The sequence below is a fragment of the Variovorax sp. AC194 genome, from assembly GCF_979257995.1.
Genome location: NZ_OZ409823.1, coordinates 5,510,301 through 5,526,430, shown reverse-complemented (window position 1 = coordinate 5,526,430; position 16,130 = coordinate 5,510,301). Strand labels below are relative to the sequence as shown.

The window sequence follows — 16,130 nt, the reverse complement described above, 5'->3', positions numbered from 1 at the left end:
GGAGCAACCGACATGACGACAACTACCACCACCACCGACACCATCCTCGACGTCCGCGGCATCTCCAAGCGCTTCGGCGGCCTGCAGGCGCTCTCCGACGTCGGCATCACCATCAAGCGCGGACAGGTCTATGGCCTGATCGGCCCGAACGGCGCCGGCAAGACCACCTTCTTCAACGTGATCACCGGGCTCTACACGCCCGACAGCGGCACCTTCGAGCTGGCCGGCAAGCCCTACCAGCCGACGGCGGTGCACGAAGTGGCCAAGGCCGGCATTGCGCGCACCTTCCAGAACATCCGCCTCTTCGCCGAAATGACGGCGCTGGAGAACGTGATGGTCGGTCGCCACATCCGCACCCATTCGGGCGTGTTCGGCGCGATGCTGCGCACCGGCAGCTTCAAGGCCGAGGAAAAGGCCATTGCCGACCGCGCGCACGAGCTGCTCGACTACGTGGGCATCGGCAAGTTCGCCGACTACAAGGCGCGCACGCTGAGCTACGGCGACCAGCGCCGCCTGGAAATCGCCCGGGCCCTCGCCACCGACCCGCAGCTCATCGCGCTCGATGAACCCGCCGCCGGCATGAACTCGACCGAGAAGGTGCTGCTGCGCGAGCTGATCGACCGCATCCGCAAGGACGACCGCACGATCCTGATCATCGAACACGACGTCAAGCTCATCATGGGCCTGTGCGATCGCGTGACCGTGCTCGACTACGGCAAGCAGATCGCCGAGGGCACGCCGGCCGACGTGCAGAAGAACGAAAAAGTGATCGAGGCTTACCTCGGAACGGGGGGCCATTGAAATGAGCACAGCAACGATGACGAGCGAAGAAGAAACCCGCGCCACCGCGGTGCAGGCCAAGGCGGCCGGCAAGACGCTGCTCAAGGTCAGCGGCCTGAAGGTCGGCTACGGCGGCATCCAGGCCGTCAAGGGCGTGGACTTCGAGGTGCGCGAGGGCGAGCTGGTCTCGCTGATCGGCTCCAACGGCGCCGGCAAGACGACCACCATGAAGGCCATCACCGGCACGCTGCCTGCTGGCGCGGGCAACATCGAATTCCTCGGCCGCAGCATCAAGGGCCGCGGCGCCTGGGATCTCGTGGGCGAGGGCCTCGTGATGGTGCCCGAAGGCCGCGGCGTCTTCACGCGCATGACGATCACCGAGAACCTGCAGATCGGCGCCTACATCCGCACCGACAAGGCCGGCATCGCGAGCGACATGGAGCGCGTGTTCGTCACCTTCCCACGCCTTCGCGAACGCAAGGACCAGCTGGCCGGCACGATGTCGGGCGGCGAGCAGCAGATGCTGGCCATGGGCCGCGCGCTGATGGCGCGCCCCAAGGTGCTGCTGCTGGACGAACCCACCATGGGCCTGTCGCCGATCATGTGCGACAAGATCTTCGAGGTGGTGCAGACCGTGGCCGCGCAGGGCGTGACGATCCTGCTGGTGGAGCAGAACGCCAACCGCGCGCTGCAACTGGCCGACCGCGGCTACGTCATGGAGTCCGGCCTCATCACGATGGACGGCGACGCCAAGGAACTGCTGCGCGACCCGCGCGTGCGGGCCGCCTACCTGGGCGAGTAAATGACGGCCCCCCGGCTTTTCACTCCGCTTCGCTGCGTGTAATTCGCCACCCCCCGAGGGGGAGGCGCGGCCTGCCTTGGGGCGGCCCGGCGGCGGCCGCCTTTCAGTCGACCTTTGCGCCGGTGGCCTTGACCACCTTCTCATATTTGGCCAGTTCGGTCTTCATGAAAGCGCCGAACTGCTCGGACGAGTTGCCCACCGGCTCGGCCAACAGCGATGCGAAGCGGGTCTTCGTTTCCGGCGCATTCAGCGCGGCGACGAAGGCCTGGTTCAGCTTTGCGACCACGTCCTGCGGCGTGCCGGCCGGCGCAACGAGGCCCCACCAGGTGTCGATCGAGAAGCCCTTGAGCGTGTCGGCCACCGGCGGCACGTCGGGCAGCGAGGCGCTGCGCTGCAGCGTCGTCACCGCAATGGCCTTCAGCTTGCCCGAACGGATGTTCGGCGCGGCGGTCGCGAGGTTGTCGAAGTTGAAATCGACCTGCCCCGAGATCAGCGCCAGCTGCGCCGGGTTGCCGCCGTTGTACGGAATGTGCAGCGCGAAGATGCCCGCTTCCTTCTTGAAGAGCTCGCCCGCCAGGTGGCCGGCGCTGCCGTTGCCGCCGCTGCCGTAGTTGAGCTTGGCGGGGTTGGCCTTGGCGTAGCGGATGAGGTCGGCCACCGAATTGATGTTCAGGCGCCTGGCCGTGTCGGCGTTCATCACCAGCACGTTGGGTACGCGGACCATCTGCGTGATCGGTGCGAAATCGGTCGCGGCGTTGAACGGCATCTTGCTGTAGAGCCACGGATTGACCGCATTGGTGGCCGTGGCCGCGATGCCGATCGTGAGGCCGTCCGGCGGCGCCTTGGCCACCATATCGGAGCCGATGTTGCCGCCCGCGCCGGGCTTGTTGTCGATGATGACCGGGCCCAGCACGTCCTTCACGCGCTCGGCCAGCATGCGTGCGGTGACATCGACGGGGCCGCCCGCCGCATAGGGCACGACCAGGCGGATGGGGCGCTGCTGCTGCTGGGCCGCGGCGTGGCCCGCGGCCAGGGTTGCGGCGCCTGCGAGCAGGGTGAGGAGGAAGTGTCTCGTTTTCATTTTTCTGTCTGCGGATGGGAAATCGAAAAAATCAGGGCAAGGCCTTGTCGGCCTCGGTGGTGAACGCGTCGGCGAAGAACTCTTCTTCGGGCAGGCCCGCCATCGCCACGTAGTCGCGCTTGGCCGAATCGACCACGATGGGCGCGCCGCAGGCATAGACCTGGTGGCCCGACAGGTCTGCGAAGTCTTCCAGCACCGCCTGGTGGACGAAACCGGTGCGGCCGGTCCAGTTGTCGTCGGGCGTGGCGTTGGAGATCACGGGCACGTAGCGCAGGTTCGGCATCTGGGCCAATTGGCCGCGCACCCATTCGTCCATGTACAGGTCCTCGGGCCGGCGGCCGCCCCAGTAGAGCGTGGCAGGCCGGTCGATGTCCTTGAACTTCATGTGCTCCAGCAGCGCCTTGATCGGTGCGAAGCCCGTGCCCGAGGCCAGGAGGATCATCGGCTTGTCGGAGTCCTCCCGCAGGAAGAAGCTGCCGAACGGGCCTTCGATGCGCAGGATTTCCTTTTCCTTCATGACGCCGAAGACGTGGTCGGTGAACTTGCCGCCCGGCAGGTGCCGCAGGTGCAGCTCGATGCCCGTGCCCGGCTGGGCCAGCGTGTGCGGCGCGTTGGCCATCGAGTAGCTGCGGCGCGCGCCGTCGCGCAATATGAATTCCACGTACTGCCCCGCATGGAACTGCAGCGGCTCGCCGGCCGGCAGCTGCAGGCGCAGCATCATCACGTCGTGCGATTGGCGCGTGAGGGCCAGCACCCGCACCGGCATCTTGCGGATCGGCAGCGCCCCGGCCTCGGTGACCTGGCGCGATTCGAGCACCACGTCGCTCGTGGCGTGCGCGCAGCAGGTCAATACGTAGCCGGCGAGCTGCTCCTCGGCGCTCAGGGCCTTGCTCTGGTGGGGGCCGAGGGTGACCTCGCCCGAGAGCTTCTTGCACTTGCAGGAGCCGCAGGCGCCGTCCTTGCAGCCATAGGGCAGGCCGATGCCCTGGCGGATGCCGGCCGCGAGGATGGTTTCGTCGCCGTGAACCACGAAATGGCGCCCGCTGGGTTCGACGGTGATGGAAAAGCCGGCTTCGTGCGGCGGTGCAGCAGTCATCTGTATTCTTCGGCTTGTTTTTCAGCCTGGGTCTGAAACGGAAAGGGAACAGGATTTTGCCTTCAATCAATAGCCCCTCCGGCGCGCTGCCGGCGCGGTTCCGGCGCGAGCGCCTCCTGATCGTGGGTTGCGGCGACGTCGGCCAGCGCGTGGCGCGCGACCTGCGCGGCCGCGTGCAGCTGGTGGCGCTCACGTCCTCGGCCGAGCGGGTCGCCGCGCTGCGTGCCGCCGGCATCCGCCCGCTGGTGGGCAACCTGGACGAGCCGGCCACGCTGCGCCGGCTGGCGGGCATCGCGACGCGGGTGCTGCACCTGGCGCCACCCGCGCGCGATGGCGGCGCCGCCTGGTGGCGCGACCAGCGCACCACGGCCCTGGCGCGCGCCTTGAGGCTGCGCTCGGTTCCTTCGGCCCTGGTCTACGGCTCGACCAGCGGCGTGTACGGCGATTGCGGCGGCGCCCGCGTGAGCGAAACGCGCGCCGTGCGTCCCGACACGCCGCGCTCCCACCGTCGGGTGGACGCCGAGCGCGCCGTGTGCTGGCTCGGCCGCAGCGCCGGCGTGCGCGCGAGCATCCTGCGCATTCCGGGCATCTACGCGCCGGACCGCGAGAACGGCACGCCGCGTGGCCGCCTGCAGCGCGGCACGCCGGTGCTGCGCCGCGAGGACGACGTCTACACCAGCCACATCCATGCCGACGACCTGGCGCGCGCCTGCATCGCGTCGCTGTTCCGCGGCCGGCCGCAGCGCATCGTGCATGCCTCGGACGACACCGAGCTGCGCATGGGCGACTACGTGGATCTCGCGGCCGATCTCTACGGCATGGCGCGCCCGCCGCGCGTGGCGCGCGAGGAAGCCGAGCGCCAGTTGCCGCTGCAGTTGCTGAGCTTCATGGGGGAATCGCGCCGGCTCGACAACACGCGGCTCAAGCGCGAGCTGCGTGTGCGGCTCGCGCATCCGACGGTGCACACCGGCCTGCGCGCCGAGGCCTGACGGCGTGATGGCCTGATGGCCTGATGCCCAGCCTGCCCGCGGAAGCCTTTCACCGCGATTGAAGCGATCGGCTAGCCCTGTCTGGCGGGCGGCGCGCACTCGGGTGCGACTTGGTCGAGCGCCAGCACGAGCCGTTCCACGAGGCGCGTGCTGTACGGTTGCCTGGGATGGATGTCGTCCACCATGTCGGCGGTGTCGAAGCGCGCGGCGCCCCAGTCGGCAAACAGCACGCCTTCTTCCCGGGCCACGCGACGGGCCGTGGCGTCGTAGCCGTCCCGCTGCGGCATGCGGTCGGCCTTCACTTGCGAGAGGCCGGTGACGATCGATGTCTTGCCGGCTGCCTGGACGTAGTCGACCATCCCGCGCAGGGCCGGCTCGTACTGGTAGCCGTTGCCGGCATCGTTGATGCCGTACTGCAGCACCACGACGCGCGCCGGCATCGGCTGCAGCACGAAGCTCGGCAGGCGCTTGTGGGCGCTGTCGCCGGGCGTGCTGTAGTCGGCAATCGTCCAGGCGGGGCGAATGCGCTTGAGCGCGGCGGCCGGCGGCTCCTGGATGCGGTTCGTGAGCGACGCGCCGAACCCGCCGTAGAGGATCGAATCGCCCCACAGGGCGACGGTGCAATCGGGTGCGGCAACAGCGGACGTGGCACCCAGTGCCAAGGCCAGCCAGAGAAGAACGGGGAGGGTGCGCACGGTGCGGCGCGAGCGATTTCGCATGGCGTTCAGTGTGCCTTCCGCCGACGAAAGAGGAGCCCTTTTCCCATTTCGACAGCAAGGTATCGATGGTGCCCGGGGCCGGAATCGAACCGGCACACCTTTCGGTGGGGGATTTTGAGTCCCCTGCGTCTACCAATTTCACCACCCGGGCAGGGTTCTGAACGAAGCCCAAAATTATGGCACAGTGGCTGCCATGAATTATCCGACGATCGAAGACGCCATTGGCAAGACCCCGCTGGTCGCCCTGCAACGCATCGACGCAGCCGAAAATGCCAAGCGCGGCAACGTGATCCTCGGCAAGCTCGAAGGCAACAACCCCGCGGGTTCGGTGAAAGACCGGCCGGCCCTCTCGATGATCAAGCGCGCCGAGGAGCGCGGCGAAATCAAGCCCGGCGACACGCTGATCGAAGCCACCTCGGGCAACACCGGCATCGCGCTCGCGATGGCCGCGGCCATCAAGGGCTATCGCATGGTGCTGATCATGCCGGAGGACCTCTCCGTCGAACGCGCCCAGACCATGAAGGCCTTCGGCGCCGAGCTCGTGCTCACGCCCAAGAGCGGCGGCATGGAATACGCCCGCGACCTGGCCGAGCAGATGGTCACGCAGGGCAAGGGCCGCGTGCTCGACCAGTTCGCCAACCCCGACAACCCGCGCATCCACTACGAGACCACCGGCCCTGAGATCTGGGCCGACACCAAGGGCAAGATCACGCACTTCGTGAGCGCCATGGGCACCACCGGCACCATCACCGGCGTCTCGCGGTTCCTGAAGGAAAAGAACCCCGCGGTGCGCATCATCGGCGCGCAGCCGGCCGAAGGCTCGCGCATCCCGGGCATCCGCAAGTGGCCCACCGAGTACCTCCCAAAGATCTACGACCCGAGCCGCGTCGATGAAGAAATCAATGTGAGCCAGGACGACGCCGAGGAAATGTGCCGGCGCCTCGCGCGCGAAGAGGGCATCTTCGGCGGCATCTCCGCGGCCGGCGCGCTGTGGGCGGCGCTCGAAGTCGCCAAGAAGGTCGAGAACGCGACCATCGTGTTCGTGGTGTGCGATCGGGGCGACCGCTATCTGTCGACCGGCGTCTTTCCCGCATAAATCAACCGATCCCGCTGCAGCCCCGATCACCGGGCGCTGCAAGCCATAACAAGAGCAGCCCCATGCCCCACCCCAAGTTTTGCCAGGTCTGTGCCACGCCGCTGGAATGGATCGCGTTGATGGAAGACGGCGGTCCCAAGGAGCGCCTGCGCTGCCCGAACTGCGGCCACACGCACTGGAACAACCCGACGCCCGTGCTCGCGGCCATCGTCGAGTACCGCGGGCAGGTGCTGCTGGCGCGCAATGCGGCATGGCCCGGCAAGATGTTCGCGCTCATCACCGGCTTCATGGAAGCCGGCGAGACGCCCGAGGAAGGCATCGCGCGCGAGGTGAAGGAAGAAACCAACCTCGACGTGAGCGCCACCAAGCTCGTGGGCGCCTACGATTTCCAGCGCATGAACCAGATCATCATCGCCTACCACGTGGTGGCCGATGGCGAGGTGAAGCTCTCGCCCGAACTGGTGGACTACCGGCTCTACGACCTGCCGGACCTCAAATGCTGGCCCGCGGGCACCGGCTATGCGCTGGCCGACTGGCTGCGCACGCGCGGCCACGAGCCCGTGTTCTTCACCGCGGCCGAGAACGAGGAGCGCCGCCGCGGGCTGCAGCTGCCGCCCGAGGAGCCCAAGCATGGAAGTTGATCGCGAAATCGACACGCGCGGACTGAACTGCCCGCTGCCCATCCTCAAGGCCAAGAAGTCGCTCAACGACATGGCGAGCGGGCAACTGCTCAAGGTGGTGTCGACCGATCCGGGCTCGGTGCGCGACTTCCAGGCCTTCGCGCGCCAGACCGGCAACGAGCTCATGGAGCAGCAGACGGTCGGCACCGACTTCATCCACGTGCTGAAGCGGCGCTGACGAGTACACGCGCGCACGAGCGCAAAAGGAAAGGGGCCCTGCGGCCCCTTTTTCTTTCGTGCTTTCCGGTGCGCCTCAGAGCTTCAGGCTCTTGAGGTATTCACGGAATTCAGCGCCCACTTCGGGGTGCGCGAGCGCCAATTCCACGCTGGCTTGCAGGAAACCTTCCTTGCTGCCGCAGTCGTAGCGGATGCCCTTGTACGAGTAGGCGTAGACCGATTCCTTCTTCATCAGCGCCGCGATGCCGTCGGTCAGCTGGATCTCGCCGCCCGCGCCCTTGGGCTGGTTGCGGATCTCGTCGAACACGCCCGGCGTGAGGATGTAGCGGCCCGCGACACCCAGGCGCGAGGGCGCGTCTTCGGGCTTGGGCTTCTCGACCATGCGATTGACCTTCACGAGGCCCTCTTCGATCGCATCGCCGGCCACGATGCCGTAGCGCTTGACGTGCGCGAGCGGCACTTCCTGCACGGCCAGCAGCGAGCCGCCCAGGCGCGCGAACGCAGCGGTCATCTGCGCGAGCACCGGCTCGCCGCCTTCGGGGCCGACCATCAGGTCGTCGGCCAGCAGCACGGCGAAGGGCTCGTTGCCGACCAGGTGCTCGGCGCACAGAACGGCGTGGCCCAGGCCCAGCATGCGCGGCTGGCGCACGTACGAGCAGGTCATGTCGTCGGGCATCACCGAGCGCGCGATCTTCAGCAGCGCATCCTTGCCGCTGGCTTCGAGCTGGCTTTCGAGTTCGTAAGCGGTGTCGTAGTGATCTTCGATCGCACGCTTGTTGCGGCCGGTCACAAAAATCATGTCGCGAATGCCTGCGGCGTAGGCTTCTTCGACGGCGTACTGGATCAGCGGCTTGTCGACCACGGGCAGCATTTCCTTGGGTTGCGCCTTGGTGGCTGGCAGGAAGCGAGTACCAAAGCCTGCAACGGGGAATACGGCCTTGCGGATGCGGGTCGAGGAAGTGGACATGGGCAAGTCAGCGTCTTTCTTCAAAGGGAGAGGGCAGGATGCGGCAGAGCGGCGCGAGGCCGCTCCAATCATCCTAAACGCCTTCCGGGCCCCCTGTGTGTCAGCCGAGACGCACAAGCTGGTCGCGCAAACGCTCCAACATGGCGGTGAAGTCAGCCAGACGTTTACGTTCTTGCTCGATCACTGCCGGAGGGGCCTTCGCGACGAAGGCTTCGTTGCCGAGCTTGCCGTGCACCTTGGCGATTTCGCCCTCGATGCGCGCGATCTCCTTGCCGATGCGAAGCTTCTCGGCGGCCTTGTCGATCTCCATGTGCAGGCACAGGCGCGCCGCGCCCACCACCGCGACGGGCGCCGCTTCAGCCGCGGCCGACCAAGAGGCCTCGTCGTCGAAGACCTTCACTTCCTTGAGCTTGGCCAGCGCCTGCAGCACCGGCGCCGATTCGCGCAAAAACGCCGCGCCTTCGGCATCGTCGGCCACCGCGTAGAGCGGCAGGCGCGTGGCGGGCGACACGTTCATCTCGCCGCGCAGCGTGCGGCATGCATCCACCAGCGCCTTCAGGCGCGCCACATGCGCCTCGGCTGCCGCGTCGATCTTCTCGGGCTGGCTCTTCGGATAGGCCGCGATCATGACCGACTGGCCTTCGCGACCCGCCACCTTCGAGACCTTCTGCCAGAGCTCTTCGGTGATGAACGGAATCACCGGATGCGCCAGGCGCAGCAGCGTCTCCAGCGTGCGGATCAGCGTGCGGCGCGTGGCGCGCTTTTGCGATTCGTCGCCGGTCTGGATCTGCACCTTGGCGATCTCCAGGTACCAGTCGCAGAACTCGTCCCACGCGAACTGGTAGATCGCGTTGGCCACGTTGTCCAGGCGGTACTCCTCGAAGCCCTTGGCCACTTCGGCCTCCACGCGCTGCAGCTGCGAGACGATCCAGTAGTCCGCGCGGCTGAACTTCAGATACCCGTGCGCCGGGCCGCCGACCTTGCAGTCTTCCTTCGTGTGCTCCATGAGGCCGCAGTCCTGGCCCTCGCAGTTCATGAGCACGAAGCGCGTGGCGTTCCAGAGCTTGTTGCAGAAGTTGCGGTAGCCCTCGCAGCGCTTCGAATCGAAGTTGATGCTGCGGCCGAGCGATGCGAGCGATGCGAACGTGAAGCGCAGCGCATCGGCGCCGAAGGCCGGAATGCCCTCCGGAAATTCCTTCTGCGTGTTCTTGCGCACCGCGGGCGCCGTCTCGGGCTTGCGCAGGCCCTGCGTGCGCTTGTCCAGCAGCGCGGGCAGCTCGATGCCGTCGATCAGGTCCACCGGGTCGAGCACGTTGCCTTCGGACTTGCTCATCTTCTTGCCCTGCGCATCGCGCACGAGGCCGTGGATGTACACGTCCTTGAACGGCACCTTGCCGGTGAAGTGCTTGGTCATCATGATCATCCGGGCGACCCAGAAGAAGATGATGTCGTAGCCCGTCACGAGCACCTGCGAAGGCAGGTAGAGCTCCAGGTCCTGCGTCTTCTCGGGCCAGCCCAGCGAAGAGAGGGGCACCAGCGCCGCCGAGTACCAGGTGTCGAGCACGTCCTCGTCGCGCACGAGCGTCTTGCCGGGCGCCTTGGCCTGTGCGTCGGCCTCGTTCTCGGCCACGTACACGTTGCCTTCCTGGTCGTACCAGGCCGGGATCTGGTGGCCCCACCAGAGCTGGCGCGAAATCGTCCAGTCCTGGATGTTCTCCATCCAGTGGTTGTAGGTGTTGACCCAGTTCTCGGGCACGAAGCGCACCTCGCCCGACTTCACCACGTCGATGGCCTTCTGCGCGATCGACTGGCCGTCGGCGCCCGGGCGCGTCATCGCCACGTACCACTGGTCGGTGAGCATCGGCTCCACGATGGCGCCCGAGCGTGCGCAGCGCGGCACCATGAGCTTGTGCTTCTTCACCTCGACGAGCAGGCCCAGCGCCTCCAGGTCGGCCACGATGGCCTTGCGCGCCACGAAGCGGTCCATGCCGCGGTACTTCTCGGGCGCGTTGTCGTTGATGGTCGCGTCCAGCGTGAGGATGCCGATCACATCGAGCTTGTGGCGCTGGCCGACCGCATAGTCGTTGTAGTCGTGCGCGGGCGTGACCTTCACCACGCCGGTGCCGAAGGCCTTGTCCACGTAGTCGTCGGCAATGATCGGGATCAGCCGGTCCACCAGCGGCAGCTTCACGCGCTGGCCGATCAGGTGCCTGTAGCGGTCGTCCTCGGGGTGGACCATCACGGCCGTGTCGCCGAGCATGGTCTCGGGCCGGGTGGTGGCCACGGTCAGCGTGCCGCTGCCGTCTTCGAGCGGATAGGCGATGTGCCAGAGCGAGCCGTCTTCTTCTTCGCTCTCCACTTCGAGGTCGCTCACCGAGGTCTTCAGGACCGGGTCCCAGTTGCCCAGGCGCTTGCCGCGGTAGATGAGGCCTTCTTCGTAGAGCTTCACGAAGGTCTGCGTCACGACCGCCGAGAGGTCGTCGTCCATCGTGAAGTACTCGCGGCTCCAATCGACCGTGTCGCCCATGCGGCGCATCTGCTGGGTGATGGTGTTGCCCGACTTTTCTTTCCACTCCCACACGCGCGCCACGAAGTTCTTGCGGCCCAGGTCGTGGCGGCTCACTTTCTGCTCCTGCAGCTGGCGCTCCACCACGATCTGCGTGGCGATGCCGGCATGGTCGGTGCCCGGCAGCCACAGCGTGTTGTCGCCCTTCATGCGGTGGTAGCGCGTGAGGCTGTCCATGATCGTCTGGTTGAACGCATGGCCCATGTGCAGCGTGCCCGTCACGTTCGGGGGCGGCAGCTGGATCGCGAACGAATCGGCGCCTTCCCTGGGCTGCTGCGTGCCGCGGTAGCCCGCCTTCGCGTAGCCGCGCTTCTCCCATTCGGGGCCCCAATGCGCCTCGATGGCGACGGGTTCGAACGATTTGGAGAGGCTCTCCAGTCCAGGTTGGGCGGCAGGGGTGGTGGGTTCGCTCATGGGGAATGCAGAACGGAGCCTTCGGGGGCGCCGCATGGGGACAGGTGGGACAGCCCATGATTTTACCGGGGCGACTCGGTGACACAGCCGCCACTCATAATTCCGGGATGCTCTTCCTGCTTTCCCCTGCAAAGTCGCTCGACTACGACACTCCGGTTCCTCCTGAAGTCCCTGCCACCCAACCCCATTTCGAAAGCTCCCGCGGCCCCTCGACCGAGCTCATCAAGATCCTGCGCGAGAAGTCGCCGCTCGAAATCTCCGAGCTGATGAACCTCTCGGACAAGCTCTCCGCCCTCAACGCGGCGCGCTACGAGGCCTGGTCCGCCAGGAGCACCGCGAAGAACGCGCGCCAGGCCGCCTTCGCCTTCGACGGCGATGTCTACGGCGGCCTCGACGCCCGCAGCTTCACGCCCGCGCAACTGGCCTGGGCGCAAGACCACGTCTGCATCCTCAGCGGCCTCTACGGCCTGCTGCGCCCGCTCGACCGTCTGCAGCCCTACCGCCTCGAAATGGGCACCCAGCTGGCCAACCGCCACGGCAAGGACCTGTACGCCTTCTGGGGCTCGCGCATCGCCGAGCACCTGAACGAGCGCCTGGCGGCCGACCGCACGCCGGTGGTCGTCAACGTGGCCTCGCAGGAATACTTCAGGTCGGTCGACCGCAAGGTGCTCAAGGCGCGCGTGGTCGAATGCGTGTTCCAGGAGTGGAAGGGTGACAAGTACAAGATCGTGAGCTTCTTCGCCAAGCGCGCCCGCGGCCTGCTGGCCCGCTGGGCCGTGCAGCACAAGGCGGCCACGCCCAAGGCGCTGGAAAAATTCGACCTCGAGGGTTATGGTTTCGACGCCGATGCGTCCACAGCCGAAAGGCTGGTGTTCAGGAGAAGATTGGAATGACCCCCAGTCTTCGCGCACTTCGTGTCGCTTCGCCAACCCCCTTGCAGGGGGCAACACCTGCGGCCCGGCAAAGCCGGTTCTGCGGTGTTTCTCGAATGGGTTCGTGGGATTCGATGGAGGAATGCTGAGATGTCCCAACCGATCAGTCCGGAGCTGCGCGAATGGCTGGTGGCCCAGCTGGCGGCCGGTCATTCGGTGCCTGCGCTGCGCGCGTCGATGCGCGCGGCCGGCTGGCACGATACGGCCACCGACGTGGCGTTGGCCCAGCTGGAGGCCGGCTTCCCGAATGTCGAGGTGGTGCCGCCGCCGGCGCGCACCGAGATGCCCGGCCCCGATCTCGATGGCGCGCCGCTGTACCTGGATGCCGGCGACCGGCAGGTGCAGGTGCTGCAGACGATGCGGCATCCGCGCGTCATCGTCTTCGGCAACCTACTGTCGGCCGAGGAGTGCGAAGGGCTGATCGCCGCGGCGCGCGTGCGGCTCGCGCGCTCGCTCACGGTGGAGACGCGCACCGGCGGCGAGGTGCTCAACGTCGATCGCACCAGCGACGGCATGTTCTTCGAGCGCGGCGAGAACGAGATCGTCGGGCGGCTCGAACAGCGCCTGGCCACGCTGCTGCGCTGGCCGCTCGAATATGGCGAGGGCCTGCAGATCCTGCGCTATGCGCCCGGCGCGCAGTACCGCCCGCACTACGACTACTTCGACCCGAACGAGCCCGGCACGCCCACCATCCTCAAGCGCGGCGGCCAGCGCGTGGCCACGCTCGTGATGTACCTGCAGGAGCCCGAGCAGGGCGGCGCCACCACCTTCCCCGACGTCGGCCTCGAAGTGGCGCCCGTGCGCGGCACCGGCGTCTTCTTCACCTACGACCGGCCCGACCCGGTCACCCGCACGCTGCACGGCGGCGCGCCGGTGCTCGCGGGCGAGAAATGGGTCGCCACCAAGTGGCTGCGCGAGCGCGAATTCAAATGACTCCAATGACAGGGCATCGATGAAAGTCACCGCCAACGGGCTGCAGATCGAGGTCGACGACACCGGGGGCGAAGGGCGTCCCGTCATCCTGCTCATCATGGGCCTGGGCATGCAGCTGGTCGCATGGCCCACCGCCTTCGTGCAGCAGCTGGTCGACAAGGGCTTTCGCGTGGTGCGCCACGACAACCGCGACATCGGTCTGAGCCAAGGGTTCGACCACGCGGGCGTGCGCAACATCGTCTGGGAGACCATCCGTCACCGCCTCGGCCTGAAGGTGCGCTCGGCGTACACGCTGCAGGACATGACGCGAGATTCGATCGGCGTGCTCGATGCGCTGGGCATCGCGCGCGCCCACATCGTCGGCGCCTCGATGGGCGGCATGATCGCGCAGCGCCTGGCTGCCACGGCGCCCGAGCGTACCGCCAGCCTCGTGAGCATCATGAGTTCGAGCGGCGCGCGCGGCCTGCCCGGCCCGCGCCGCGAAGTGGGCGCCATGCTCATGAGGCGGCCGCTGGGCAAGGGCGAGGCCGAACTCGTCGCGCACAGCATCCGGCTGCTGCGGCTCATCCAGAGCCCGGCCTATCCGCAGACCGACGCGGAGCTGGCCGAGCGCCTGACCTTCAGCATGCGCCGCGCCTACCACCCGGCCGGGCTGATGCGGCAGATGCTCGCCATCGGCGCCGACGACGACCGCCCCCAGGTGCTCGCGCGCATCCAGCGCCCGACGCTGGTGCTGCACGGCGACGCCGATGCGCTCGTGCCCATCGCGTGCGGCAGGGATTCGGCCGCGCGCATTCCGGGCGCGACCTTCGTCCCCGTGCCCGGCATGGGCCACGACCTGCCGCCCGAGGTCTGCACCATCCTCGCCAACCACATCGCGCCGTTCGCGCATGCTGCCGATGCGGCCGTGGACGAAGCGCACGCCAAGGAAACGCCATGAGCCTCGACAACCACCCCGACAACCCCCACAACCCCAACACCCCCGAGCAATCGCAACTCGGCCGCGCCTCGGCCTATGCCGACAAGTACGACCCATCGCTGCTCTTCCCCATCGCCCGCGCCACGCAGCGCGAGGCCATGGGCATCAAGAGCGACGCGCTGCCCTTCTTCGGCGCCGACCTCTGGACCGCCTTCGAGGTGAGCTGGCTCAACCCGCGCGGCAAGCCGCAGCTGGCCATCGCGCACTTCACCATTCCCTGCGAAACGCCCAACATCATCGAGAGCAAGTCGTTCAAGCTGTACCTGAACAGCTTCAACAACAGCACCTTCGCGAGCATCGAGGCCGTGCGCGAGCACCTGCGCACGGACCTGGCCGAAGCGGCGTGGCGCGGCAGCGACCAATCCGCTGGCATCGGCGTGAAGCTGCTCACGCCCGACCTCTTCGACCGCGAGCCGGTGCACGAGATCGACGGCCTGGACCTGGACCGCCTGGACATCGAATGCACGCACTACCAGCCCGCGCCCGAGCTGCTCACGAGCGACACCACGCAGGTGCATGTGAACGAAACCCTCACCAGCCGCCTGTTGAAAAGCAACTGCCTCGTGACCGGCCAGCCCGATTGGGGCAGCGTGCAGATCCGCTACAGCGGCCCGCCCATCGACCAGGCGGGGCTGCTCGCCTACATCGTGAGCTTTCGCAACCACAACGAGTTCCACGAGCCGTGCGCCGAGCGGATGTTCACGGACATCTGGAGCCGCTGCAAACCCACCAAGCTCGCGGTGTATGCGCGCTACACGCGGCGCGGCGGCCTCGACATCAACCCGTTCCGCACGAGTTGGCCGCAGGCGCTTCCGCCGAACATCCGCACGGCGCGGCAATAAGCGCGGCAGTAAGGCCAGCAGGGGCTGAAGCCCCTCTTCGGAAATCAGAAAGCCGCTCTGCGCCCCCTGTGGCATTCTGGGTCGAGCCCGCGAACCCGCGGTCGAACGAACATCCGGAGCAGAGACAAACATGGTTGAAGGAAAAGTGGTCGTCGTCACCGGCGCGGGCGGCGGCATCGGGCGCGACATCGCGCTGGCCATGGCAAAGAACGGCGCGAAGGTGGTGGTCAACGACATCGGCGCGGCGCTCGATGGCGTGGGCGGAAGTGCAGGCCCCGCGCAGCAGGTCGTCGATGAAATCCGCGCCGCGGGCGGCCAGGCCGAGCCCAACACCGACAGCGTGGCCGATGCCGCGAGCGCCGCGCGCATCGTCGAATGCGCGGTCGAGCACTTCGGCCGCATCGACGCGGTGGTCAACAACGCGGGCATCCTGCGCGACCGGTTCTTTCACAAGATGTCGGTGGACGAATGGGACGCGGTGCTCAAGGTGCACCTCTACGGCGCTTACTACGTGAGCCGCGCGGCCGCCACGCACTTCAAGGAACAGAACGCCGGCGCGATGGTGCACATGACCTCGACCTCGGGCCTCATCGGCAACTTCGGGCAGGCCAACTACGCGGCCGCCAAGCTGGGCATCGTGGCGCTGTCGAAATCCATCGCGCTGGACATGCTGAAGTTCAACGTGCGCTCCAACTGCATCGCGCCCTTCGCGTGGAGCCGCATGATCGGCGCGATTCCCACCGACACCGACGAGCAGCGCGCCCGCGTCGACAAGATCAAGCAGATGACGCCGGCCAAGGTCGCGCCGCTCGCGGTGTACCTTGCGAGCGATGCGGCCAGCGCGGTGAACGGGCAGATCTTCTCGGTGCGCAACAACGAGATCTCGCTCATCAGCCAGCCGCGGCCGGTGCGCTCGGTGCATCGCTCCGAGGGCTGGACGCCGCAGAGCATCGCCGAGCACGCCATGCCCGCGATGCGCGCGAGCTTCTACCCGCTGGACCGCTCGGCCGACGTGTTCAGCTGGGACCCGGTTTGAGAGCATGAGGACAAACCCGCAAGCGGGTGCGGGCGGCGCCG

At 67.3% G+C, this 16,130-nt stretch carries 16 protein-coding genes and 1 tRNA gene; 11 read left to right on the top strand and 6 right to left on the bottom strand.

Annotation, left to right across the window (positions count from 1 at the left end; all coding sequences use genetic code 11):
- Nucleotides 1–12 precede the first annotated feature (12 nt).
- Complete coding sequence (locus tag ACZYRS_RS26230) at nucleotides 13–801, top strand: ABC transporter ATP-binding protein (RefSeq protein ID WP_463421570.1); 789 nt, start codon at nucleotides 13–15, stop codon at nucleotides 799–801.
- Nucleotides 802–817: 16 nt separating this feature from the next.
- Entirely contained in the window at nucleotides 818–1,582 is a 765-nt protein-coding gene (locus ACZYRS_RS26225; RefSeq protein WP_435501708.1) for an ABC transporter ATP-binding protein, read from the top strand.
- Between the two features lie 103 nt (nucleotides 1,583–1,685).
- On the opposite strand, the gene ACZYRS_RS26220 is transcribed toward ACZYRS_RS26225, so the two are convergent.
- Together ACZYRS_RS26220 and ACZYRS_RS26215 are read right to left on the bottom strand one after the other, a co-directional pair.
- Nucleotides 1,686–2,663 carry a Bug family tripartite tricarboxylate transporter substrate binding protein gene (locus tag ACZYRS_RS26220; protein ID WP_463421569.1) on the bottom strand — a complete coding sequence of 326 codons (978 nt, stop codon included), beginning with the start codon at nucleotides 2,661–2,663 and terminating at the stop codon, nucleotides 1,686–1,688.
- 31 nt (nucleotides 2,664–2,694) lie between these two features.
- Entirely contained in the window at nucleotides 2,695–3,759 is a 1,065-nt protein-coding gene (locus tag ACZYRS_RS26215; protein WP_463421568.1) for a CDP-6-deoxy-delta-3,4-glucoseen reductase, read from the bottom strand.
- Between the two features lie 56 nt (nucleotides 3,760–3,815).
- Between ACZYRS_RS26215 and ACZYRS_RS26210 the strand changes: the two genes are divergently transcribed.
- Nucleotides 3,816–4,748, top strand: a complete 933-nt coding sequence (locus ACZYRS_RS26210; protein WP_463421567.1) for an SDR family oxidoreductase — start codon at nucleotides 3,816–3,818, stop codon at nucleotides 4,746–4,748.
- A gap of 71 nt (nucleotides 4,749–4,819) precedes the next feature.
- Here the strand turns inward: ACZYRS_RS26210 and ACZYRS_RS26205 are convergent, their stop codons facing one another.
- Nucleotides 4,820–5,467: an SGNH/GDSL hydrolase family protein gene (locus ACZYRS_RS26205; protein ID WP_463421566.1), complete on the bottom strand. Its 648-nt coding sequence runs from the start codon at nucleotides 5,465–5,467 to the stop codon at nucleotides 4,820–4,822.
- Nucleotides 5,468–5,533: 66 nt separating this feature from the next.
- Nucleotides 5,534–5,618, bottom strand: a tRNA-Leu gene (locus ACZYRS_RS26200).
- Nucleotides 5,619–5,660: 42 nt separating this feature from the next.
- Between ACZYRS_RS26200 and cysM the strand changes: the two genes are divergently transcribed.
- The 3 genes from cysM (at nucleotide 5,661) to ACZYRS_RS26185 (ending at nucleotide 7,421) form a co-directional block, all read left to right on the top strand.
- A complete protein-coding gene (gene cysM / locus ACZYRS_RS26195) occupies nucleotides 5,661–6,563 on the top strand; it encodes a cysteine synthase CysM (protein WP_198785818.1) in 903 nt (300 codons plus the stop codon).
- A gap of 62 nt (nucleotides 6,564–6,625) precedes the next feature.
- Entirely contained in the window at nucleotides 6,626–7,204 is a 579-nt protein-coding gene (locus tag ACZYRS_RS26190) for an NUDIX domain-containing protein (protein ID WP_198785817.1), read from the top strand.
- The gene (locus tag ACZYRS_RS26185; RefSeq protein ID WP_013539858.1) at nucleotides 7,194–7,421 is read left to right on the top strand and encodes a sulfurtransferase TusA family protein; all 228 of its coding nucleotides are present in this window, start codon (nucleotides 7,194–7,196) and stop codon (nucleotides 7,419–7,421) included. The genes ACZYRS_RS26190 and ACZYRS_RS26185 overlap by 11 nt, the downstream gene beginning before the upstream one ends.
- A gap of 75 nt (nucleotides 7,422–7,496) precedes the next feature.
- On the opposite strand, the gene galU is transcribed toward ACZYRS_RS26185, so the two are convergent.
- Together galU and ACZYRS_RS26175 are read right to left on the bottom strand one after the other, a co-directional pair.
- Nucleotides 7,497–8,387, bottom strand: coding sequence for a UTP--glucose-1-phosphate uridylyltransferase GalU (galU, locus tag ACZYRS_RS26180; RefSeq protein WP_198785816.1), 891 nt, complete (start codon nucleotides 8,385–8,387; stop codon nucleotides 7,497–7,499).
- A gap of 100 nt (nucleotides 8,388–8,487) precedes the next feature.
- Nucleotides 8,488–11,367: a valine--tRNA ligase gene (locus ACZYRS_RS26175; protein WP_463421565.1), complete on the bottom strand. Its 2,880-nt coding sequence runs from the start codon at nucleotides 11,365–11,367 to the stop codon at nucleotides 8,488–8,490.
- A gap of 107 nt (nucleotides 11,368–11,474) precedes the next feature.
- On the opposite strand from ACZYRS_RS26175, the gene yaaA reads away from it, so the two are divergent.
- The 5 genes from yaaA to ACZYRS_RS26150 all read left to right on the top strand — a co-directional run bounded on the left by yaaA (nucleotide 11,475) and on the right by ACZYRS_RS26150 (nucleotide 16,089).
- Nucleotides 11,475–12,260: a peroxide stress protein YaaA gene (gene yaaA / locus ACZYRS_RS26170; protein WP_463421564.1), complete on the top strand. Its 786-nt coding sequence runs from the start codon at nucleotides 11,475–11,477 to the stop codon at nucleotides 12,258–12,260.
- 129 nt (nucleotides 12,261–12,389) lie between these two features.
- Complete coding sequence (locus tag ACZYRS_RS26165) at nucleotides 12,390–13,232, top strand: 2OG-Fe(II) oxygenase (RefSeq protein WP_198785813.1); 843 nt, start codon at nucleotides 12,390–12,392, stop codon at nucleotides 13,230–13,232.
- A gap of 19 nt (nucleotides 13,233–13,251) precedes the next feature.
- The gene (locus ACZYRS_RS26160; protein WP_463421563.1) at nucleotides 13,252–14,172 is read left to right on the top strand and encodes an alpha/beta fold hydrolase; all 921 of its coding nucleotides are present in this window, start codon (nucleotides 13,252–13,254) and stop codon (nucleotides 14,170–14,172) included.
- Nucleotides 14,169–15,053 (top strand): NADPH-dependent 7-cyano-7-deazaguanine reductase QueF, encoded by an 885-nt coding sequence (queF, locus tag ACZYRS_RS26155; protein ID WP_463421562.1) that lies wholly within the window; start codon nucleotides 14,169–14,171, stop codon nucleotides 15,051–15,053. The genes ACZYRS_RS26160 and queF overlap by 4 nt, the downstream gene beginning before the upstream one ends.
- 130 nt (nucleotides 15,054–15,183) lie before the next feature.
- Nucleotides 15,184–16,089, top strand: a complete 906-nt coding sequence (locus ACZYRS_RS26150) for an SDR family NAD(P)-dependent oxidoreductase (protein WP_463421561.1) — start codon at nucleotides 15,184–15,186, stop codon at nucleotides 16,087–16,089.
- Nucleotides 16,090–16,130 lie beyond the last annotated feature (41 nt).